At 44.3% G+C, this 23327-nt stretch carries 15 protein-coding genes; 3 read left to right on the forward strand and 12 right to left on the reverse strand.

Features of this window, described 5'->3' with window-relative positions; genetic code table 11:
* Positions 1-40 precede the first annotated feature (40 nt).
* A complete protein-coding gene (locus tag ABID99_RS19805) occupies positions 41-976 on the forward strand; it encodes a type VI secretion system baseplate subunit TssG (RefSeq protein ID WP_373614880.1) in 936 nt (311 codons plus the stop codon).
* A gap of 60 nt (positions 977-1036) precedes the next feature.
* Here ABID99_RS19805 and ABID99_RS19810 read toward each other — a convergent pair whose 3' ends face one another.
* From ABID99_RS19810 to kduI, 3 genes are all read right to left on the reverse strand, one after another.
* On the reverse strand, positions 1037-1897 hold the full coding sequence (locus ABID99_RS19810) for a DUF4350 domain-containing protein (protein ID WP_373614881.1): 861 nt from the start codon (positions 1895-1897) through the stop codon (positions 1037-1039).
* A 496-nt stretch (positions 1898-2393) separates the two neighbouring features.
* Positions 2394-3209 (reverse strand): SDR family oxidoreductase, encoded by an 816-nt coding sequence (locus ABID99_RS19815; RefSeq protein WP_112654753.1) that lies wholly within the window; start codon positions 3207-3209, stop codon positions 2394-2396.
* A gap of 30 nt (positions 3210-3239) precedes the next feature.
* Positions 3240-4070: a 5-dehydro-4-deoxy-D-glucuronate isomerase gene (gene kduI / locus ABID99_RS19820; RefSeq protein WP_176622652.1), complete on the reverse strand. Its 831-nt coding sequence runs from the start codon at positions 4068-4070 to the stop codon at positions 3240-3242.
* A gap of 266 nt (positions 4071-4336) precedes the next feature.
* On the opposite strand from kduI, the gene ABID99_RS19825 reads away from it, so the two are divergent.
* Positions 4337-4951, forward strand: coding sequence for a YhcH/YjgK/YiaL family protein (locus tag ABID99_RS19825; RefSeq protein ID WP_188832917.1), 615 nt, complete (start codon positions 4337-4339; stop codon positions 4949-4951).
* A 109-nt stretch (positions 4952-5060) separates the two neighbouring features.
* Here the strand turns inward: ABID99_RS19825 and ABID99_RS19830 are convergent, their stop codons facing one another.
* Positions 5061-5579: a lipocalin family protein gene (locus tag ABID99_RS19830; protein ID WP_373614882.1), complete on the reverse strand. Its 519-nt coding sequence runs from the start codon at positions 5577-5579 to the stop codon at positions 5061-5063.
* Positions 5580-5691: 112 nt separating this feature from the next.
* Between ABID99_RS19830 and ABID99_RS19835 the strand changes: the two genes are divergently transcribed.
* Complete coding sequence (locus tag ABID99_RS19835) at positions 5692-6492, forward strand: NAD(P)H-binding protein (RefSeq protein ID WP_373614883.1); 801 nt, start codon at positions 5692-5694, stop codon at positions 6490-6492.
* 100 nt (positions 6493-6592) lie between these two features.
* Here ABID99_RS19835 and ABID99_RS19840 read toward each other — a convergent pair whose 3' ends face one another.
* The 8 genes from ABID99_RS19840 to ABID99_RS19875 all read right to left on the reverse strand — a co-directional run bounded on the left by ABID99_RS19840 (position 6593) and on the right by ABID99_RS19875 (position 23299).
* Positions 6593-8770 carry a GH92 family glycosyl hydrolase gene (locus ABID99_RS19840; RefSeq protein ID WP_373614884.1) on the reverse strand — a complete coding sequence of 726 codons (2178 nt, stop codon included), beginning with the start codon at positions 8768-8770 and terminating at the stop codon, positions 6593-6595.
* Between the two features lie 9 nt (positions 8771-8779).
* Positions 8780-11083, reverse strand: a complete 2304-nt coding sequence (locus tag ABID99_RS19845; protein WP_373614885.1) for a glycoside hydrolase family 3 N-terminal domain-containing protein — start codon at positions 11081-11083, stop codon at positions 8780-8782.
* 480 nt (positions 11084-11563) lie between these two features.
* Positions 11564-13834, reverse strand: a complete 2271-nt coding sequence (locus ABID99_RS19850) for a beta-N-acetylhexosaminidase (protein WP_373614886.1) — start codon at positions 13832-13834, stop codon at positions 11564-11566.
* A gap of 22 nt (positions 13835-13856) precedes the next feature.
* The gene (locus ABID99_RS19855; RefSeq protein WP_373614887.1) at positions 13857-15017 is read right to left on the reverse strand and encodes an acyltransferase family protein; all 1161 of its coding nucleotides are present in this window, start codon (positions 15015-15017) and stop codon (positions 13857-13859) included.
* A 14-nt stretch (positions 15018-15031) separates the two neighbouring features.
* Positions 15032-17803: a family 78 glycoside hydrolase catalytic domain gene (locus tag ABID99_RS19860; RefSeq protein WP_373614888.1), complete on the reverse strand. Its 2772-nt coding sequence runs from the start codon at positions 17801-17803 to the stop codon at positions 15032-15034.
* Positions 17804-17979: 176 nt separating this feature from the next.
* Positions 17980-19473 (reverse strand): RagB/SusD family nutrient uptake outer membrane protein, encoded by a 1494-nt coding sequence (locus ABID99_RS19865; RefSeq protein ID WP_373614889.1) that lies wholly within the window; start codon positions 19471-19473, stop codon positions 17980-17982.
* A 57-nt stretch (positions 19474-19530) separates the two neighbouring features.
* Positions 19531-22854 (reverse strand): TonB-dependent receptor, encoded by a 3324-nt coding sequence (locus tag ABID99_RS19870; RefSeq protein ID WP_188832910.1) that lies wholly within the window; start codon positions 22852-22854, stop codon positions 19531-19533.
* 268 nt (positions 22855-23122) lie between these two features.
* A complete protein-coding gene (locus ABID99_RS19875; protein WP_373614890.1) occupies positions 23123-23299 on the reverse strand; it encodes a DUF4974 domain-containing protein in 177 nt (58 codons plus the stop codon).
* Positions 23300-23327: the final 28 nt, after the last annotated feature.

The raw sequence follows: 23327 nt of genomic DNA on the forward strand, positions 1-23327 counted from the left end.
TGGTTATTGTTTTGGATAGCATCAATTATTTAAATCACAAATGAGAATAAAAAAGCCTAATCAAATTGATACCGACTTTAAAGCGGCAGCTATAGCGGCAGAAATTATTGAAAATGAAATGGTTAGTACCGGCGATGTAATAATACTGCCCAAAGGCCCTAAAAAGCGTGCCTATGATAAGGAGATAGCAGGCATAACGGCTGATAAAAAAACTGAAAGTAAAAAACCGGTAACCACCATTTGGGTTAACCGCGATGGGTTTTATGATATGCTGCCCGAGGGATTGTTTCACCGGCCGCCTGCTTCGAGTGTGATGATCACCGAGGAGGACATGATCAAAGATATTAAAGCCCGCCGCGAGGAAGAAAAACAAACCCGCCGCTTTTTTGCCCCATTTGAGGCCGAGCTTAACTATTTCAGAACACTGGTCGAGCTTTATGAAAACCGGCTCGACAAAAAAAATGAATACGATGAGCTGATCAATATATTTTTAACGGAATGGCAGGAGTTTGAGTGTTTTACAAAAAAGCAGATGCTTATTTTAATACATGTTTTACCTGTAATACATGAGCAGCGCAATAATATAAATTTTGTAAGCAGTATCATTAATATGATGTTCAATGTACCCTTATCATTGCATTACAAAACGGTATACCCGAAACAAAAAAACAATACGATTACAAATGGCGGAACAGCCCTTGGCGCCGGTACTTTAGGTGTAAACTTTATTGCCGGGCAGGTTATTGCGGCCGAGCGAAAATTAATCATGAACATAGGCCCGGTGAGCGCCACCCGGATGCTGGAGTTTTTACCCGGCACATCTGCTGCAAAAGCTATTGACGTATTGTTATCCTACTTTATACCGTTAGGCACCGGCGTGCAATTTAACCTTCTTGCCGATCCTGCCTCGCAAAAATTGGTTATCGGCGGAGCAGGGGCCAATGCTACGCTTGGTTATACTACTTATTTGGGGTGATGATGATACCAATCTCATTTTTACACCCCGGAGTATGTTTGAAATGACTTTCATATATAATTACCTCTTCGCCTGCTTCAACAGCCAGTAGGCAACATCATTCACTGCCTTATCATTCTCATATCCGGCAGGTAGCCTGCCGTTCACATATTCATTGTAAAGCCATGGATCGCCAACAGCTATTACTGTCCCCTTACCATATTTGGCAGATGCTATAATAGTTGCTCCTTCTTTATTTTTAAGCACAGATACAGCAACACCGCTTAAGCCAATTGAACAGGCATCTTTCATAAAAACCTTAGTGGCTGTCTTCAATACCGGATTGTTTTTTACGTAGACAGCACCATCCTCAAAATGAGCATCATCAATTACATGGTTTTGCAGATCGTTATTGAAATGCATCCCGAATTTAGCAGCAAGGTTATTGAAATGAGGCAGTTCCACATTAACGCTGTCGTTAGCCATCAGCAGCAGCACACCACCTTTTTTTACCCAGGCAGCAATTTGCTCAATATCATCTTCCTGGATATAGTTTGGGTTCGGGCTCTCCTTTTTGGTATCAGGGTCTACAATGATATAAACTGATGAACCTTTCAGGTTTTCCAATGTAGGCGCTGTGCCAAGCGTATCCAGCTTAGCGCCGCGGCTTGTAAAAGCCTCGCCAAAGATCTTGAAACCGTTATTATCCGCTTCATCCCACAGGTAATGGAACCGCTCCGACTGCCCGTTGACACCTTTGTGTACCTCATGGTTAAAATAATAATCGAGCGTTACTGTTTGACCGCTTGCGGCAAAGCCGGCAAGGGAGAACAGGGCTATAAGGGATGATCTTAGTTTCATAGTAGCTTTATTATTTGGTAAGCCTGCGGTAGGTGTTATCACCATAGAATTAACTTTTTTATCTATTTTCCAGGTGTTCAATTTTTTTAGGTGTAAACACTTTCACTCACCTTCAAAAAAAAACAATACTGATAATCAACAAGTTAACTTTAGTAAAAAGCACCTCTTTAGCAAAAATGAACACATAACCATTGATAATCAACAAGTTAATTTTTCACAAAGTCAAAAATTGAACACCTTGTTTTTTAAAAAATTGAACACTTGTGTTTGTGCCCAGTTTTACGGCCATATATCTCGGCGGTCATGCTGAGTGTTTAAATCCGGAGGCCTCTGAAGGTGAAATGACATTTACACTACCCGTCATCCCGAATTTATTTCGGGATCCCACGCGCTGAGCGGCTATGCAAGCGGTCTTGCATGTGGGGTGCTGAAACAAGTTCAGCATGACTGTATTTTTTATTATGTCATGGGTAACTTGTTTCAGCACCCCACCCGCCAAGTAACTGTCATGTATGAAGCTGACCTTAACAATGGGATCCCGAAATAAATTCGGGATGACCTTAGTTATCTTATTCCCCTAAACTCCTCCAAAAATCGAGAACCCGCCATCAACGCAGATCATCGAACCGGTTACAAATACCGAGGCATCACTCAGCAACCATACCAGTGCTCCTTTCAGTTCATCGGCATGGCCAAAGCGTTTAAACGGCGTTTGTTTGATCACCAGCTCGCCTCTTTGGGTATAACCGCCTTCGGGTTTGGTGAGCAGGTAACGGTTTTGTTCGGTAAGGAAAAAACCAGGTGCCAACGCGTTCATCCTTATTGCATCACCATAACGGTTAGCCAGCTCAACCGCAAACCATTGGTTATAGCAATCAACAGCGGCCTTGCCTATATTATAGCCTAACACCTTGGTTATGGCGCGTTTTGAGTTCATTGACGATATATTAACAATGCTGCCTCTACCCGTTTTGGCAATGGCTTCGCCGAAAACCTGTGTAGGGATCAGTGTACCCCAAAGGTTCAGCTCCATTACTTTTTTCATGCCATCGATGTTCATTTTAAAAATATCCTCGTCGGGCTGCAAAACCCCCTCGGGCATGTTGCCGCCCGCACCGTTCACCAGGCCATCTATCCTGCCAAAAGCTGCCAGCAATTTATCTTTGGCGGCTACCAGTTCGGCCTCGTTCATTACATCGGCCACCAGTGCTATGGCTTTGCCCCCGGCTGCATTTATGGCGTTGGCACGTTCTTCTGCTACCTGGGCATTACGGCCAAGAATGCCTACCGCGCCCCCCGCCTCAACAATACCATCTATAAATGCTTTGCCTAATATGCCTGTTCCGCCGGTTACTACAATTACTTTACCGGCTAATGAAAATTGATTCTCCACTTAAACTATATTTTTAAGGTTGATGTATAATTATTTCAGATCTGTTATAGCTATGGCGTCCATATCGGTGTAATCGAGGTTTTCGCCTGCCATACCCCAAATAAAGCTGTAATTTGCCGTACCGCTGCCCGAGTGGATGCTCCACGGCGGCGATACCACGGCATCGTAATTATCCATGGTGATATGCCTTGTTTCCTGTCCTTCGCCCATGTAATGAAAAATTTTCTGGCCGGCAGGTACATCGAAATAAAAATATGCCTCCATACGCCTGTCGTGCACGTGCGCCGGCATAGTGTTCCAAACGCTGCCTTCATGTAATATGGTAAGTCCCATTACCAGCTGGCAGCTCCGTACACCTTCCAGGTGGATATATTTATTGATAGTGCGTTTGTTTGCCGTTGCTACCGAACCCAGTTCAACCTTAACCGCATCAGCGTGGGTAAGCAGGGTTGTTGGGTATACCGCGTGTGCCGGCGATGACAGCAGGTAAAATACAGCCGGCACTGATGGATCGGCAGTTTCAAAAGTCACGCTTTTTGTCCCTTTACCAATGTACAGGCAATCAAGCTTATTCATTTCAAAGACTTCTCCGTCGGCTTTTACTACACCGGCACCGGCTACGTTAATGATCCCGATCTCGCGTCGCTCTAAAAAATATTCGGCGCGCAGGTTCGGGTAATTTGGCAGCTCAAGTGTTTTACTTACCGGGTTAGCCATGCCAACGATCATCCTGTCGTAATGGGTATAGGTACAATTGATCTGATCGGGCTGAACCTGTTTATCTATCAAAAATCTTTCGCGTATGGTAGTGGTATCGTAGCTTTTAAAATCCGTTGGGTGGACGCTGTGTATTGTTTTCAAAGCAAATGTTGTTTTAGAAAATCTTTTGTTAATAAATACAATTCTACAATCTTATAAACGATTTCAAAAGCCATTTAAGCCTTATTTTCACTCCAACGTTATAGTGATAACACGATTACTAAACCATTTAAAAGCTAAACTATAACGTTAAAGTAAATATTTAACAGATCATATATCATTTTAATTAATTAAGCTTGTATTATTGGTACATAATGAGCTGCCGAACCAGGGCAACGCCAATTCAATAACCGGTAAACTAATAAACTATGAAACAATTAGCAGCCTATAAAAACATCGCGCTACTAACCGTCTTTTTACTTATTGCAGGCATTGCTAATGCCCAGCAGCAGGAGCTTACAGCTAAAAGCGCAAAAACATGGGTAAAAAGCCGCATTTGGGCTAATGGGTTAAAGCTTAAATTAAACTCATCAACCAATAACCTCGAATTTGCGAAACAATATGCCGCCAATAAAGCGGTATGGGATAAGGCTTTTGAATTTCTGCGCGAACGCAATCTTGATCAGATAGCTCCCGGCAAATATCCTATAGATGGCGATAATGTTTATGCATCCGTTACTGAAGGCCCTTCCAAAGAGTTTGAACAATCGGCCTGGGAATCGCACCAAAACTATATCGACCTGCAATATGTGATCAAAGGCAAGGAAAAGATCGGTGTCGCCCCTATTGAAAGCCTTACCGTTACTAAACCCTATGACCCGGCTAAAGACGGTGCCAACTACAGCGGCGAGGGTAAATACTACACCGCCACTCCCAATGAATTTTTCCTGTTTTTCCCCAGTGATGGCCACCGCCCTAATATCAAGGTTGATGGTTATGATAAGGTGAAGAAATTGGTTATTAAGATAAAAGTGGTGAAGTAAATTTTTTCATGTCATTGCGAGGAGGAACGACGAAGCAATCGCATGCTATACAGAGCGGCCCTGCTTCCGTGCGATTGCCGCGCTACGCTCGCAATGACATTTTTTTCACCTACACCTGCACCGTTTTCACCAGCTTTCGCACATCAAATCCCTGATTGGCAGCCTGTACCACCAACTGATTATAGATCTGTTCATCAAGTGTTGAACGGCGGCTCAGGATCCATAAGTAATTTCTATTCGGGTGCCCTACCATGGCATAGCTGTAATCATCAGCCAAAGCAATGATCCAGTATTTACCTTTAAATGGCCACTGAAATTGTACTTCCAACTTTGCGTTACTTGTTTTATCAGCAACAACAGCACTGCCCTCGGCAATTTTTATCTTATTATCTTTTATACAACGGTTTTTAACAATGATACTACCATCTTTTGCTAAACCATAGGCTGCCGAAGTAAAAGTGCAACCCGACTCAAACCATTGCGGGAAAGCGGCAATTTCAAACCAGGAACCAACATATTTTTTCAAATCGACATAAGGAACAGTTTCAAGCGGTTTGCAGCGGGTTGCTTGTAAAGCTAAAGCAGTTAAACCTAATGCTACAGAGGTTGCAATGATCTCTTTCTTCATAAACCAATAACGCCTGTTATGCCCAAAAAGTTTAAAACAAAAGCATATTAACGGCAGCCAAACACCATATCATTATTTAATTACCTTTGCGCCAAAGCATTATTTTTATAACATGCCCGGTAAAACAAAGATCAGTATTTTAGGCTGCGGCTGGTACGGCAGCGCATTGTGTAAAGCGTTAATTGCCGATGGCATGCAGGTAAAAGGCTCAACTACTTCTACCGCAAAAATGGATAACCTGGCTGCTTTGGGCATCCGGCCCTATGTAGTTAACTTTTCGCCGAACGAGGAAATATATGATGCCGATTTTTTTGATTGCGATGTTTTGTGGATAGCCATTCCGCCCAAAAGCCGCAGCGGTGAGGGTGATTTTTTTTTACAGAAGGTTAAAGGCATTGTCCATGCCATAAAAAGGTTTGCTATACAGCAAGTGATTTTCGTCAGTTCCACAGGGGTTTATGCCGATAACAACAGGCACGTGAATGAAGAAACCGATCCACAGCCCAATACGGAAGCCGGCAGGATATTATTTGAAGCTGAGAACCTTTTCCGTGCTGAGGATGGCTTTAAAACAACCATCATCCGTTTTGCAGGGTTGATTGGCCCCGGACGCGATCCCGGCAGGTTTTTTGCCGGTAAAAAGGAGATCCCTAATGGAGACGCGCCAGTAAACCTCATCCATCTTGATGATTGTATCGGCATTAGCAAAGCGATATTGGCGAAAGAGGCATTCGGTTATCTTTTTAACGGATGCTCGCCCAAGCACCCCGCAAAGGCTGATTTTTATACACGAGCTGCTATTGATTCAGGCTTTGAAAAACCGGAGTTTATCAGGGAGTTGAAGGAATGGAAAGTTGTGGAGAGTATAAACGTTGGACCGGTATTAGCTCATCAATACCAGGTCTTGATTTAATGACGCAGATTTAAGCGTCCACACTTGAACCATCTCAAAGCGTGAGCGTCCACGCTCACATCTAACAAATAGTAAGCGTGGACGCTTGAACTCAAAAACCTTAAAACCCCGGCGCTTTCGCCTTATCGCCCATCACAAATACCAGCTTCCCCCCTTTCATAATATCCTTATGTGTAATATATTCTTTGGGGTAAGGTTTACCATTTAAGCTGATGTTTTGCACATATTTATTCTCTTCGGATAGCCCCTTTGCTTCTATCACAAAACTTTTGCCGCCAGGTAAAGCAATGCTAACCCTATCTAATAGCGGCGCACCAAAAACATAACGGCCATCTGCCGGATTAACGGGATAAAAACCCATAGCAGTAAAGATATACCAGGCCGACATTTGTCCGCAGTCATCATTGCCAGAGAGGCCATCGGGTTTGTTTATATAAAACTGATCGGCAATTTGCCTTACCAGTTCCTGTGTTTTGGCAGGGTTCCCGGCAAGCGTGTACAAATAAGCCACATGATGGTTAGGTTCGTTGCCATGTGCATACTGGCCTATTAACCCGGTAACATCAAGCGTTGAGCCTTTTCCAAACACTTTTGAATCCATAGTAAACAATGAATCCAGTTTGCCTGAAAATGCTTTTTTGCCGCCCATGAGTTTAGTCAAACCCGGAATATCATGCTGAACCTGCCAGGTATATTGCCAGGCATTGCCTTCGGTATAGTCACCACCAATGGCCAGTTGGCCACTATCTAAATTGGCAAAAGGCTGTACCCATTCGCCGTTTGATTTTCGGCCACGCATCAAGCGCGTGCTTTTATCAAACAGGCTATTATAAAACAGAGATCGTTTGATGAAATAATTGTAGTCACTTTGTTTGTTCAGCGCCTTGGCTAATTGAGCGGCGCACCAATCGTCGTAAGCGGCCTCCAGTGTACGGGAAACAGCTTCGCGTTTTACAGTATCTGATGGCAGGTAGCCATAACGCAAATATAGGCTCCAATCGTATTTTGGATTTTTATTATGTGTGAGCGTGTTTTTAATGGCAGCAAATGCCTTTTGCCGATCAAAACCTTTAATCCCTTTCAGCGCGGCATCTACAATTACCGGTACGGCATGGTTACCGATCATGGCGTAGCTTTCCTTACCCCACAGCGTCCAGATTGGCAGCATACCTGCCACGCCGTTGTGTTGTAACATGCTCTCTACCATTTGCCCGTCTTTTTCAGGACAAATAATAGTATACAGTGGATGGGCGGCCCTGTAAGTATCCCATAATGATAGCGTAGAATAGAAAACTTTATCAGCGGATCGGTGCACCAGGCTATCGGCTCCGCGATATTGACCGTCAACATCCGCAATGTTGTTAGGCTGGATCAAGGCGTGGTACAGGCTGGTATAAAATGCTATTTTCTCTTTTTTGCTGCCTTTGGCTTTAAGTTTACCAAGATTATTTTCCCATGTACGGGCTGCTTCCGTTTTTACCTGTTCAAATGTTTTGTGCTGTGTTTCGGCCAGCAGGTTTTTACGCGCACCGGCAATACTTACACCCGATACCCCAACTTTAGCTTCAATAGTTTCACCGGGTTTCAGATCGAAATCCAATATTAAGCGGCGTTTATTATCGCCATCAATAAAATGCTGTCCGGTAAACGGGCGGTTAAAAACAGCCGTGAAATATACTTTTTTATCTACCCATTGGCTGGTGAAGGCATAACCACTGATAGTTATTTTGCTATCGATAGTGATCTCCCCGTCAGAAACATGCTCAGCCAATTGCTCCGGGCTATCAACCAGTCCGCTTTGCATATCAACAAGCAAATGTGCTTTACCGGCTTTTGTAAAAGTATACCGGTGCAAACCAGTATGGGCAGAAGCAGTTAGTTGAGCCTTAATATTGTTATCGCCCAAAATCACTTCATAATAACCGGGCGATGCTTTTTCTTCCTGATGAGAAAATTTGCTTTGAAAATTTTGAGGTTGATCGCCCTGAAAGGGAAAAAACAGCACATCTCCTAAATCAATACCACCTGTACCGCTTAAATGGGTATGCGCGAAACCGGTGATCACGTTATCTTCATAACGATATCCCGAGCAGTAGTTCCAACCAAAATTCCCGGTCTCAGGACTAAGCTGAACCATACCAAAAGGCACCGTAGCGCCCGGAAAGGTATGCCCTGTTGCGGAAGTGCCAATGAAGGTGTTTACGTATTTATTATACGATTGCGCATTAACCTCAACAGCCAAAGTCAACACTAATAAAACGGCAATCAGCTTTTTCATGACCTTTTACTATTTATATTCAATTGTCTTTTTTAACACAACATCTTCGGCCGAGCGTGCTATCATCACATCAAATGTACCGGGTTCGGTTACCTGTTTCATTTGATTATTCCAGATAGCGATATCTTCGGGCTTTACCGTAAACTTTACCGTTTTGGTTTCGCCGGGTTTAAGACTGATCTTGTCAAAACCCTTGAGGGCCATTACAGGCGTAGTTACCGAATTTAACTTATTGCCCAGGTACATTTGTACCACTTCCTTACCGGCCATGCTGCCGCTGTTGGTTACATCTACCGAAACCGTTATAGTCTCATTTTTTCGGAACGAAGCTGCCGATACCTGCAGATTACTGTATTTAAATGAAGTATAGCTCAATCCATAACCAAAGGGGAACAGCGCATCCGGCGATGAAAAAACATAGTCTTGTCCCGGTTTTTCGGTTGAACCCGGATTGTGATAAAAACCTTTGTTGGATGCCACATGATTATAAAAAACCGGGATATGCCCGGTTGACTGCGGGATAGATACCGTAAGCCTGCCTGATGGGTTTACCTTGCCGAACAGGATGTTGGCAATGGCATTGCCTCCCCTTTCGCCCGGATACCAGGTCTCCACAATAGCCGGGATATTTTCTTTTTCCCAACTGATGCTTTGCGGCCGGCCGTGTACCAGTACCAAAATTACAGGTTTACCTGTTTTATAAACAGCCTGCAACAGTTCACGTTGTACCCCATCGGGATCAATGTCGGTTACATCATAGCCTTCGCCGCAGGTGAATGGGTCTTTAGGCTCACTTTCGGGTGCATGCCCGTTCCAGCCAACACCGGAGAATACCACACTGGTGGTACCCAAAACTACAACCACAGCATCGCTGTTTTTTGCTGCTGTGATGGCTTCGGCAAAGCCGCTTTTGTCCTGGCCCGACAGGGCACAGCCTTTAGCATAATTGATTTTTATTTTATTGCCGGCCAACTGTTTTATGCCATCAAGCACTGTTGTGCCCGAGCGGCTGTCGCGGGTTGAACTGTAATCGCCATACTGAACCTGGTTGGCATTGGGGCCGATAACCGCCAACGATTTCAGGCTGTTCATATTGAGCGGTAAAAGCCGTTTATCGTTTTTAAGCAGGATGATCGATTCCTCGGCTATCTGCTGCGACAGGGCGATATGATCCGGCGTGTGTACCCGTTTCTTTAGCGCTGATGTATCGGGCAATGCCTTTTCAAACAAACCTGCTTTAAATTTTATAGTAAGGATACGGGCAACAGCGCTATCAACCAACGCTTCTTTTACTTTTCCGCTTTTCACCAGGCCAATCAGTTTATCATATACATCGGGGCTTGGCGCTTCCAGGTCAACTCCGGCGTTCAGGCCAATTGGAGCAGCGCCTTCGGCGTCCTTGGCAATATGATGAAAAGTGTATAAATGTTTTAAACCTTCATAGTCCGAAAAAACATAGCCTTTAAAACCCCACTCCTCCCGCAATATGGTTTGCAGCAGGAAATGGTTAGCATGTGCAGGCACGCCGTCAATTTCGTTGTAAGCCGGCATCACAGCGTAAATATTTGCATTTTGCACGGCATCTTTAAAAGGCGGCAAAAACATCGACCGTAGCTCCCTTTCCCCTACTGATGCCGGGGCTAAATTGATACCTGCCACGGGGATACTGTAGGCCGCGAAATGCTTGGCTGTACACATCACTTTGTTTTTACCAATACCGTTTATTGTTTGCGAAGGATCACCCTGCATCCCAATTACAAACGATGTACCCATCCTGCTTACGAGATATGGATCTTCGGCATAACATTCCTCATTACGGCCATAACGCGGGTCGCGGATGAGATCGAACAAAGGCGAAAGCGCCTGGTCAACTCCTGACGAGGACGCTTCATAAGCGATTACCGAACCCATTTTTTCAATCAGCGCCGGGTTCCAGGTGCTGCCCTGCGCTATAGCCTGTGGAAAGATGGTAGCGCCTGCTGCCAGTTGCCCATGCAGGCACTCGCCTATTTGTATAGGCGGGATACCAAGTCTTGTTTTTTCTTTAGCATATTTTTTTGCAGCGATTGAGCGTGATGCTACATCATTGATATTGGTAAAAGGGCTTTCGCAAACGCCATAAGCAATTGGGTTTTGCATCGAGCCTTTTAACGAGTTCATGCTCATCTGGCCCACCTTTTCTTCCAGCGTCATACGGCTTAGCAAGTCTTTCACGCGTACAGGCACAGGTGCCTTGGGGTCTTTATAAACCTGCGCGGCTGCGATGTTAATTACAAAAGCAAACGCGATCAGTAGGCATAATTTCTTTTGCATAGTATCCAGATATTTAATTTTCAAATGTAGAGACGCATCACATGCGTCTCCCACATGCAAAGCATCGTTGCTTGTCCTCCTCGCCGTTGTTGGTGTTGTCACCAACAACTTTTCATGCGGCATTTCAGAAAATAAAAATCATAGGAGTTGTTGGTGACAACACCAACAACGGCATATTTTCATCATGTTCCCTCAGGGTCTCTCGCAGAGGACCCTGAGGTTCTTTGCGTTCTAAACATTTACCAGGATATTCAGAACAGCGAACCGGCGTGGCGTAGACATCAGGGTCCTCTGCGAGAGACCCTGATGGGACGTTAAGTAAGCATATTTTCTTTTGCATAGGTAAGTGGTTTGGTGGTTAATTACCCTATAAATGCACAATGAGAACCGTCATTGCGAGGAACGAAGCAATCGCGAACTATACAGGGCGGACCTGCAAATCGGGGATTGCTTCGTTCCTCGCAATGACACTTTTTATTTTTAATGCATCAAATAAAACTTAGGATAAAGCTTTTCCCCTCCGGCTACCTTCAATTCTATCAGGGTTTGATTCTCATTAGCTTTATCAGCCATGTAATGTCCGCTTAAAGCATAGATGCCTTTTTTTAAATGTAATAGAGCTTTTTGCGGTTCTACATAAGTATTTAGCCCGGGTTTAATTACCGGTACTTCATCCAAAAACAAAGCGGGGCTAACCTCAAAACCGGTAGTTAATTCATAATCCGCTTCCTTGTCTATTTTGATAAAACCTTTAATTTTAACCCAATTGATAAAACCTTCGGTTGCAATTTTAACGGGTACAATCAGGCTTGTTTCGCCGGTTTCCGTTGGCTTTTCATTTCTCAGCTTATCTATATCGCGTTCCCTCGTTTTAAAAAGCTCGTAAGCCATACCGGGTTTGAGGTTAGCAACTTTTTCATGTGCAGGCTTGATATTCACCCGCCTGATGCTGGCCATTTGGCGAATGTGCTGATCATTCAATGTCCAGGTGGTGAAGGTTCTTAAACCGATGCTGTCTTTTAAGGGTACATTGATATTTACCGGGAAAGGTACAGCCGGGCCATTGGCATCCGGCATTTTGCCGTTTAACGCGTACCGCACTTTAGCTCCTTTCAGCGGGTAGCTCAGCGTTAGTTTAAACCGGCTTTTATTGGTAATTATATTGCCTACGCCGTCAATATCAGGCAGACGGGCGTTGAAATCCCACAACTTAAACAGGCCGTACTGGTTTTTTATTTTCCAGCCGAAACGTTCCAGGTTTTTTTCATTTTTCGGGCTCCAGGTGAGTTCGGCCACGGCGAGGGCACGAGGGTAAACCATGTATTGCAGGTGCTGCGCGTTGGGCACCTTTTCGTTCCAGATATTGCCCTGGGCACCTAAGATATACCCGGCTTCGGCATTGGTCAGCTCTTTCGACTGCGGCTCATAGTTATAAACCATTTGCCAGGTAACCGGCGGGTTCCAGCCTATTGGTTCCAGATCCTCATTGGCTTGCGGGGCATCAAAGTACATGTATGGCAGCGGCGTCATTACTACATGATGATGCATCCTGGCGGCAGCTATGCCCCCGGCTTCACCCTGCCAGCTCATTACTGTTGCGGATTCGGCAAGGCCACCCTCTAAAATCTCGTCCCAACCAACCAACTTCTTATTTTTTGACAGCAGGAACTTTTCTATCCGTTTAATAAAATAACTCTGCACTTCTTTTTCGCTTTTCAGGTGCTCACGCTTCATGAGGGCAACGGCTGTAGGGCTTTTGAGCCAGTCGGCCATCTCGGCCTCATCACCGCCGATATGAATGTATTGGTTCGGGAACAGCGCTATCACTTCTGTCAGCACATCTTCCATAAATTTGAAAGTATATTCACTCGGGTCAAGCATCCGCACGCGGTGTTTAGCCCCTGTTGAATCCTGGCAGCCCAGTTGCGGGTAAGCAAAAATAGCAGCCTCGCTATGGCCCGGCATTTCAATTTCGGGCAGGATGGTTACAAATCTGTCCTGCGCATATTTAATCACATCCCTAATTTCATCCTTGGTATAAAACCCGTCGCGACCGTCATCTATCAGATTGTCCAGCTTACGGAATTCGCCCCGTTTGGCATAGTAGCTGATCCTGGCACCAACTTCGGTAAGGCGCGGATATTTATCAATCTGGATGCGCCAGCCTTCATCGTCGGTTAAGTGCCAGTGAAAAGTATTCAGTTTGTAATGCGCCATAACGTCGATGTATTTTTTCACTTCATCAACCGTAAAAAAATGGCGGCTTACATCAAGGCTTAGGCCACGCCAGCCAAAACGTGGCTGATCGGCTATGGTACAGGCAGTAACTTTTAGGGGTGCTGCTTTATCTGTCGGCAACAACTGAATTAGTGATTGTACCCCGTAAAAAACACCAGCCCCGCTACCGCTGATACTTACCGATGCAGGATTTATATTCATGGTGTAGGCACTCTCCGCGTTCGACCAAACATTGTTTAACCTGATGGCTGTTTTGGCAGGGATCTTTTCAAAAACTTTCACCGTTGTTTGCAGGCCGTAGTTTTGATTAAGGTAATCCTGCAAGTATTTGCCTATTGGTTCTGTCTCTTTATTAACCCCGATCACGGCAGACTTACTTAAAATAAAACTGCCCTTCCCTGCTTTTAAACTCACCGGCTGCGGAATAATATGAAACTGTGCGTTTACCGTTATTGCCAATAAAAGCAGTGAGGTGAATAGTAAAATATGTTTAAAAGATAGTGTTTTCTTCATTTCGGTAGATGATGGATAAAGATTATACCTTAATGGTAATATTCCTTTTGTAAAGGATCCAAACCGGGATAAAAATGATCAGCACAGTTAGGATAGCTCCGGCCAGTGAAGCGTTTTCGGGCGAGAGATATGGCACAAATAACTGATCATAAGTGAACGACCATAAATTGGTTTTACCTACCGGGATGGCAGCTATTAAAGCCGGGATAATATCGGCCAAAACATAGGCAGCAATGGCATTACGCCCGAACGCTAAAAATGGAGGCAGTAAGGCTTTATTCCCTTTGATATCGATAAACCAGTATGATAATGCAAGAATATTAATAGCCAAACCCGCGGTAAGCAGAACAAACGAGCTTGTCCACAATTGTTTGTTGATGGGGAAAAATGGATTCCAGATCAAGGCCAGTATGATCAATACGATGCCGGCTCCCATTATTTTAAACAGATCAGCACGGGTTGCAAGCTTGCCCATTTTGAGCCAGGTACCGGTGAATACACCTAACAAACAGGTAGCAACAGATGGGATTGTCCCAAGCAAGCCTTCCGGGTCCCAGGTTTTGGAGGAACTCCAAAGGTGGTTTTCGGTAAATACCGATCTGTCAATCCAGGCGCCCAAATTGGTTGCCGGTTCAAGGTTAGGTGTACCAAAACCCGGTACAGGTACCAGCGTCATCAATAAATAATAACCAATTAAACAGCTTACAGCAATAATTACCTGTGTACGGATGCCGGTTTTAACGTACAGCAAGGCAGTTATGCCAAAAACAAGCCCGATGCGCTGCAACACACCGGGAAAACGCAGATGCGCGAATTGAAAATCGTTGATCAGTGGTAAACAAACGCCAAGGACTATGATAATCAGCGTACGGCGCAGGATGGATAACAGCAATTTGTTATGATTAGCTATATCCGCTTTTTTACTTTCCATGGCATATACGATAGATACGCCTACCATAAACAGGAAAAAGGGAAACACCAGGTCTGTTGGGGTACAGCCGTTCCATTTGGAGTGTTCAAGCGGCCAGTAAATATGGCCCCAATCGCCGGGATCATTTACCAGGATCATGGCAGCTACGGTAAATCCCCTGAAAAAATCAAGCGACAAAAGCCTTGGGCGGCTTGCCTTTGTTGTGCCTGTGTTTTTAAGCGCTTCCTGCTGATTGATTACCATAGTTGCCATGTATTATAGTACCATTAGCTATTTTTTTTATGGGTTTTTAAAATGTATTTGAACTGGTAAATACCCGAGCCCACATCCATCTGCATATCGCCGCCGGCCGGTTTGATGTTAGCGATATCTTTATTGGTATTAATGTCGATATTACTTTCTGTTACCGGGCCATCAACCGCGGGCAAAGTGACCGTAGCAGTAGTATTTGGCGGCACAATTACATCAAGGGTAAAAATACCGTTATCAATACTCCAGGCCGATTTTACCTTTCCGTATAATGTTTCCAGCTCGGCATTGGCATTGGTCAATTTACCGCCGGGATGCGGGAAGATATTTATTTTATGAAAGCCAGGGCTACTCTCGTCGGTATTGATCCCTGCAATAACCCGGTACATCCAATCGCCAATGGCGCCATAAGCATAGTGGTTAAAGGAGTTCATCTCCGGGTCTTCAAAAGTACCATTGGGTTTTATGCCATCCCAGCGCTCCCAAATGGTAGTAGCCCCGTTTTTTACGGGATAAAGCCATGAAGGGTATGATTCTTTCATCAACAGGTCATAGGCAATATCGGTGTGACCGAAACGACTTAACACATGACAGATATACGGCGTGCCTAAAAAGCCTGTTGTAATGTGTTCATCATAATCTTCAATATTGTTTACCAGCCTTTTGGCGGCAGATTCGCGCAGGTTTTCGGGCAGCAGGTCGAAGTTAAGGGCCAGTACATATGATGTTTGTGTGCCCGAGATCATACGTCCGTTAGGTGTAACGTATTCTGCCTGGAAAGCCTTTTTGATATCAGCTAACAGCGCGGTATATTTTTTAACATCATCTTCCTTACCCAATATGGTGGCAGCATTGATAACCAGTTGAGTTGAATAGGCATAAAAAGCCTGCGCTATCAGGTTTTTATCGGTAAGGGCGGCACCATCCTCATAGTCGGTGCCGGCATAAAAAAGCCAGTCGCCAAAGTGGTTACCGGTGTCCCAAAGGCCGTTTCGGGTGTGCCGGGTAATGTAACCCACCCAGGCGGTCATGCTTGGGTACTGGTTTTCCAATACCTTTTTATCGCCGTAAGCCAGGTAAATATTCCAGGGGACAATAGTTGCCACATCGCTCCATCCTGAGGCTGCTGCCGAAGCGCTATCCAGCATGTTAGGGATCACATAGGGTACCGCGCCGTTTTTATGCTGGTCGGCCGAAAGATCTTTTAGCCATTTGGTAAAAAATCCGGCCACATCCATATTGAAGGTAGCGGTACGGGAAAAAGCCTGGGCATCGCCCGTCCAACCCATACGCTCGTCGCGCTGGGGGCAGTCGGTAGGTACATCGATAAAATTGCCCTTTTGCCCCCATTGAATATTATGCTGCAACTGGTTGATAAGCGGATTGGAGGTAGAGAACATACCCGTTTGCGCCATATCCGAGTACAAGGCAAAGGCAGCCACATTGGTCGAATCCAACTGGCCTTCATATCCTTCAACCTTCAGGTACCTGAAGCCCTGGAAGGTAAAATGAGGTTCGAATGTTTCAATACTATCGCCCTTAAAAACATATACGTTCTCCTGCTTGGCTGTACGCAGGTTTTTTGTGTAGAAGTTCCCTTTCTGATCCAAAACCTCGGCATGGAACAGCTTTACCGTATCGCCTGCTTTTGCCTTTAATTTAAACTGTACCCAGCCAACCAGGTTTTGCCCAAAGTCAACCACATGCTCGCCCGCGGGAGTGGTAAACACTTTAAGCGGCTTAAACATTTCGTGTTTGCGCACCGGCGGACCAAATGTGGCCACTAAATTTTCTTTAACGGTATCAACGGTGCGCACCGAATCCCAGTTTAAATCTTTGTAAGCAATGGTCGACCAGCCTTTCTTCTCCTTGCGGGCATCATAAACTTCGCCATCAAAAAATGATGATGAACGGATCGGTCCATAGGCTACCTTCCAGGTTTTATCCGAATTAATGAGTATCCGTTTACCGTTAGTATACACCACTTCTAACTGAAAAAGCAAACCGAGCTTGGTGCCATACACATTCTTTTTTCGATTATAGGTATAACCACGGTACCAGCCATCGCCAAGGGTTACGCCAACAGCGTTATCGCCTTTTAGCAGGTCGGCAGTTACATCATAAACCTGGTATTGCAGGCGTTTATTGTAACTCGTCCAGCCGGGAGCAAAGTAGTCGCTGCTAATTCGTTTACCATTAAATTGCGCCTCATATAAACCGTGGGCAGTAATGTATAAATGCGCCGCACGTACCTTATGATCAAGCTTAAATGTTTTCCTGAACATGGGGCATGGGCCACCGGTAGTATCCGACAGGTAATTATTTTCTATCCATTTGGCACTCCAGTCGGCGGGTTTAAGCAGACCCATTTTCCATGAGTTAACCATGCTCCATGGGGTAACCTGCAGCCTGTTGTTCCAGACGCGTACCTGCCAGTAAACTTTCTGACGTGAAGCGAGCGCGGGGCCGCCATAGTAAACATGCAGCGATTCATTGGAATTAACTTTTCCCGAGGTCCAGAGCAGGTCTTTGCCTTTCAGTAAGGATACGGCATTACTGCCTACCCTTATTTCATAGGCAATTTGCTGAATGTTGCGATCCCGGGTTATTAGTTTCCAGCCAAGACGGGGAGCGGCATCGTCGACAGAGATGGGATTTATTTTGTATTCACAAACCAGGTTATCAACCCGGAACGGCGGAGGAACCGGCGGCACTTTTTGTGCTTGTACAATTATTGGCAGAAAAGAAAAAAACAATATAATAACGCGTGTGCATACCTTTTTACACATACCTTTTTTGGGGTTTTAATAGTTCATGCTATTAAATATACTTTAACAGCAATATTGTTTTGATATGCACCTGAAATTTTTCATCGAGCCTGCCCACAAAATGTGCGTTCATCGCAATATACACCTATAAACGTAATATAGCCCGGTAAAAGTTTCACCCCGGCCATGTAACATTATTAATGTTCGAGGTTAGCCTCATTAACAGGATATTGGAAAAGCAAACGGATATTGCTATACGCAGCAGAATTAATTTGCCATGAGCTATTTTTGTAAGCCCGTTCGCGGGTAGCATGCGCTTTCATTACCTCTGTTGCTTTACCTGTACGCAAAAGATCAAACCAGCGGTGATTTTCAAAGGCAAGTTCAACCTGGCGTTCGTGAGCTATCGCCGCGCGAAACCCATCCTGGCTGGTAACATTTAAATCGGGATTGGCATTGCCCATTGATTTAGGTTCAAGACCGGCGCGCTGCCTAACCAGGTTCAGGTATTTGAAAGCATCGCCACCTGCTGCGAAGCCCTGTTCGTTTAAACACTCCGCAAGCATCAGATAAACATCTGCATAACGATAAACCGGGAAGTTGTTGCCGGTAATGCCTGGTACCGATGCAATGCTCTGATACTTCTTTATGAAAGGCAGATCGATGCCGTACTCGTCTGATGTAAAATCAGTCAACGAAGCATCCCTCCTTTTATCACCTTCTTCATAAGCATTTACAAGGTCCTGGGTAGGGATGTTCCAACCGTTTTGAGCCCCATTAGCTATGTCATGACCGGTAATATCAGTATCATAATAATCCCAGGGGATAAATGTGTCTACGAAATCGCTGCCCAAACCATTCGGGCCTTCTATATACTGGATCTCAAATATCGATTCAGAGCCGTTTTCTTTATGAATATCAAAGTTATCGGCATAATCAGCATTCAGGCTATAAACACCCGATGAAATAACAGCACGAAGCAGCGGGATGGCCAAATCAAATTTCTTTTGGGTCATGTAAACTTCGGCCAGCATAGTTTCGGCTGTGCCCTTGGTTACACGCCCTTTATCGCCGGTGGCTGTATACTTCACCGGCAACTTGGCAATGGCAGTTTGCGCGTCAGCTATTATCTGGGTGTAAATTTTAGCGACCGGACTTTTAGTGGCAACTTTAAAAGCATCAGCTACAGATTGCGCTTCTGTGAGTACCAAAGGGGCATCGCCAAACATACGCACAATATTAAAATAGTTAAACGCCCTTAAAAACGATGCCTGTCCGGCTATCGTATCTGAAACTCCAGCATCAAGTTTAGCCGCGGGCAAACGCTCAAGAATAACATTACACCGGCCAATACCTATATAGCAAGCGTTAAAGAAAGACTCTACGATGCCATTGTTATTCAACTCCCGGAATTCATCTATTTCTTCGTTACCTGTTCCGGAGCGGTCATCAGGGTCATACTCATACGATGTGTTGTCGGAACGCATTTCGGCCATGGCCCAAAATGAACCATTATATAAGCCCTGAAGCGGGGCATATGCACCATTAGTGGCCTGAATGAACTGAGATTTGGTTTTAAAAAAGTTAATACCATTTTGAGTATCGGTGGGCTGAAGACTCAGATAATCTTTTTTACAGTTGCTTAACATCGCAACACAAAGAAAAACCAAAAGGTATATGTATTTTTTCATGCTTTTCAGTTGTTAAAGTTTGAACTTATCAATTGATCCGTTAAAAGCTTTTATACTTTAAAATGTTACGTTACATCCCAATGTGTAAACAGCCGAGACCGGATAACCTGTAAAGTTTACATTGGGCGATAAAGACCGGTTGCCATCCTGCCCCTCAATCCCTACCTCGGGGCTTCCGCCTCTGTAGCCTGTAATCAGGATAGCATTTTGGGCACTAAAATAAACCCTGAAATTCTTGCTGAATTTGGTTTTGAAATTATATCCAAGGTCAATATTTTTAACCATCAGGTATGAGTTGCTTTCAACCCAATATGAAGGGTAATAATCACGTGCAAGGTTAGTGTTAGATACCGTTGTTGGCAATTTGCCCGCCCCCGGTTGCTGAGGCGACCGCCAGCGCTGTATTACCGATTGCTCAACATTAAATACCCCATCAAGGTTGGTGGTAAATTGCTTGTACATATCAAATACGTGCCCACCAACAGATCCTGCCGAAATGATATTCATGTCAAAGCCTTTATACGATAGGTGGTTGTTGAAACCGAAAGTAAACTTTGGCCACGGATTACCGATAGGCACCTGATCATGCCCGTCAATGATACCATCATTATTAACGTCCTTATACCTGATATTACCAACCTGTTCACCGTCAAAATGCGGGTATTTGTCAAGTTCGGCCTGGTTTTGGAATATTCCTTCAAAAATATAACCATAAAATTGCCCCAATGGTAACCCCACCTGCGTTATGCTGGTAGGGTTATCGTTAATTGGTGCATCATATATGTAGGGTGTAGGGCCCAAGCTGATTACTTTATTACGGTTGAACGAAATGTTCATATCGGTACTCCAGTTAAATCCCTTTCCAACGATATTTTTGGTTGTAAGGGTAAACTCCCAACCCCTGTTACGCACATTGCCCACGTTTGTTAAAGCACTGCTATAACCGGAAACTATTGGTATTTGGATATATTGAAGCATCCTTTCGGTATAACGGTTATAATACTCGGCTATTAAATAAACACGGCCTTTTAATAACGAGATGTCAACACCAAAATCAAACTGTTTAGTGGTTTCCCAGCCAAGTTCCTGGTTGCCAAGATCTGTTAGCGACTTGCCAGGCGAAAGTGCGCCGCCAAATGTGTAGTTAGTATCGTCAACCTGCGATACCCACATATAACTTGCTACGTTGTTGTTACCCGCATGGCCATAACTGCCCGAAAATTTAACCTGGTCGATAAAAGAAGTTTTAGGAAAGAATGATTCATCCGAAATACGCCATCCGCCCGAAACCGAAGGAAACGTACCCCATCTGTGCCCAGGGGCAAATCTTGATGAACCATCGCGCCTGATAGAGGCACTCAGCAGGTATTTATCTTTATAAGCGTAGTTAACCCTCCCTATTACGGATAGCAATCTCCATTCTTCATTAATAGTGTTTGCGGTTATAGTTGTTGCAGAGCTTAAGGATTGGATTGCATCATCAGGAAAATCTGTACCATATGTTAAGCGGTAACGATTGGTTTCCTGCTGAATCGAATAATCGCCTAAAACAGTCAATGTATGATTGCCCCAAGTTTTTTTATAGGTAGCTGAATTTTCATTAAGCCAGTTAAATGTGTTTGATGAGTTAAATGAACCAACAGCTTTTACTTGTTTACCATCGCGGTTAGGTGCATTAAAGCCCCCTAAAAACGACGGCCGGAAATAATCACCGTTACTATTTTGATAGTCAACACCAAAGGTCGACCGTAGTGTAAGCCCGTCAATTACTTTCCACTCCACATAAGCATTGGCCAGCGTACGGAATTGCTTATACATGTTTGTTGTATTAACCAGCGCGCTTACCGGGTTCACGTTCTGGAAAGTACCGGGTGATCCTATAACATTGGTATACGAACCATCAGGTTGTTTTACGGGGGTAAGCGGGCTTTCAAGGTAAGCCTGGCTTAATGCTGCCGACAGAAAATGCCCATCTGTTTGCTGCTGGTTACGTAAACTGTACGTGGGCGCTATACTTAAGCCAATAATAACATTTTTTGCCACATCAGCATCCATTGTGCCTTTTAAAGAATAGCGCTGAAACCCGGTATTGAGTACCGTTCCCCGTTGGTCGAAATACCCCATCGAAAACAAGGAGCGTGCTTTTTCAGTACCGTTAGAAACCGTTACGTCATAATTCTGTATCGGCGCCACCCTGGTTACTGCGTCAAACCAATCTGTTCCCTTGCCTAAAGCTGCCGGATTTTGGTACTCAACGGGAATCGGGTTATTTGTTCCGTTAACAGCATTGGCATCCTGGATAGCCTCCTTACGCCACTGTGCAAATTGCTCGGCGGTCATCATTTTTAATTTGCTTTTAGGCAATATGGTTTGGATACCTGTTGAAGTATTTACCGTAACTGATGATTCTCCTTTTTTCGCCCTCCTGGTAGTAATCAATATTACACCGTTTGAACCGCGCGAACCATAAATAGCTGTAGAAGCAGCGTCTTTCAATACGCTGATATTTTCTATATCGTCGGGGTTGATGGTACTTAAAGGGTTTTGATATTGATCAAACCCCGGAGAAATGGGGAAACCATCTATTACATATAAAGGGTCATCACCGGCACCCACTGAACCCGCGCCACGTATATTAACAGATACACCACCGCCCGGAGTGCCGGTTACCTGGTTTACGGTTACGCCCGCGAGCTGGCCAGCCAGTTTCAGATCAAGACTCGCTGTTTTGATCTCTTTGATATTGCCCATTTTTACCGAACCTACAGCGCCCGTTACATCCTTACGCTCCTGGTTGCCGTAGCCTACAACAACTACCTCCTTTAATTCCTTGTTATCTTCACTTAAAACAACGTTGATAGTTGTTCTTTTATTAACCGGTTCCTCTTTGGTTTGAAAACCGATAAATGTAAATACCAAAACTGCGTTATCTTCGGCATTTAAGGTATACTTACCGTCCACCCCGGTTATGGCACCAACATTGGTACCTTTTACTTTAACATTAACACCTGGTAAGGCTTGATTTTTATCATCTACCACAATACCGCTTATGGTTATGGGTACCTGGGCAGGGCTTACATCGGGCGTTTTCTTTTTATTTACGATGATATTTTTATCATCTATAATATAGGTTAAAGGCTCATCCTTAAAACATTGCTGCAACGCTTCCTGTAATGAAGCGTTAGTTAGTGAAAGATTAACCGGTTTGGTTTTTGAAATATCCTTATACCTGTAAAAGAAATAATAGCCGCTTTGCTTTTCAATTGCTTTAAAAGCTTTATCAAGCGCTATTCCCCTCGCATTCAGGGTTATGGATTGTGAAAAGCTCTTAGCACTTAGCTGCAGGCAGCCGAGGGTTAATAATAAGACGGTTAATCTCATCGTCAAAAACAGTTTTGAATGTGTACCAAAGGCACTAAATACTTTACCAGTAAAGTTTAAATGCATAACTTCGTGATGTTTGGGTTAAAAAAATCTGTTATTGAAAACTCAGGAAAGCTTGATCCAATTCATTATGCCGGAAGCGTTGCAGCGCTTCCGGCTTTTCTTTCATTTAGATAAGGGGAGCTTAGGTTGGAATATTTTGAGATTATATCGTCAGTGTTTCTTCATAGTTTGGGTTTAGTAGTTAAAAATCAGCTGCCGGTATTTAAGGCGCAACAATTATTTTTTTGTTCTCAATCCTAAAACGCACGTGGCTTAATTCAAGGATGTGCAATACCTGCGATAGTTTTACATCCCTGCTGATCTTACCTACAAACTCATCATCAGGTATTTTACCTTCGTATATTACTTCGGTACCATACCACCTCGAAAGCTGCTTCATAATAACTTGTATGTTTGCCCGCTCAAAG

It is taken from the genome of Mucilaginibacter sp. OAE612, assembly GCF_041806395.1.
GTDB classification, from domain to species: Bacteria; Bacteroidota; Bacteroidia; order Sphingobacteriales; family Sphingobacteriaceae; genus Mucilaginibacter; species Mucilaginibacter rubeus.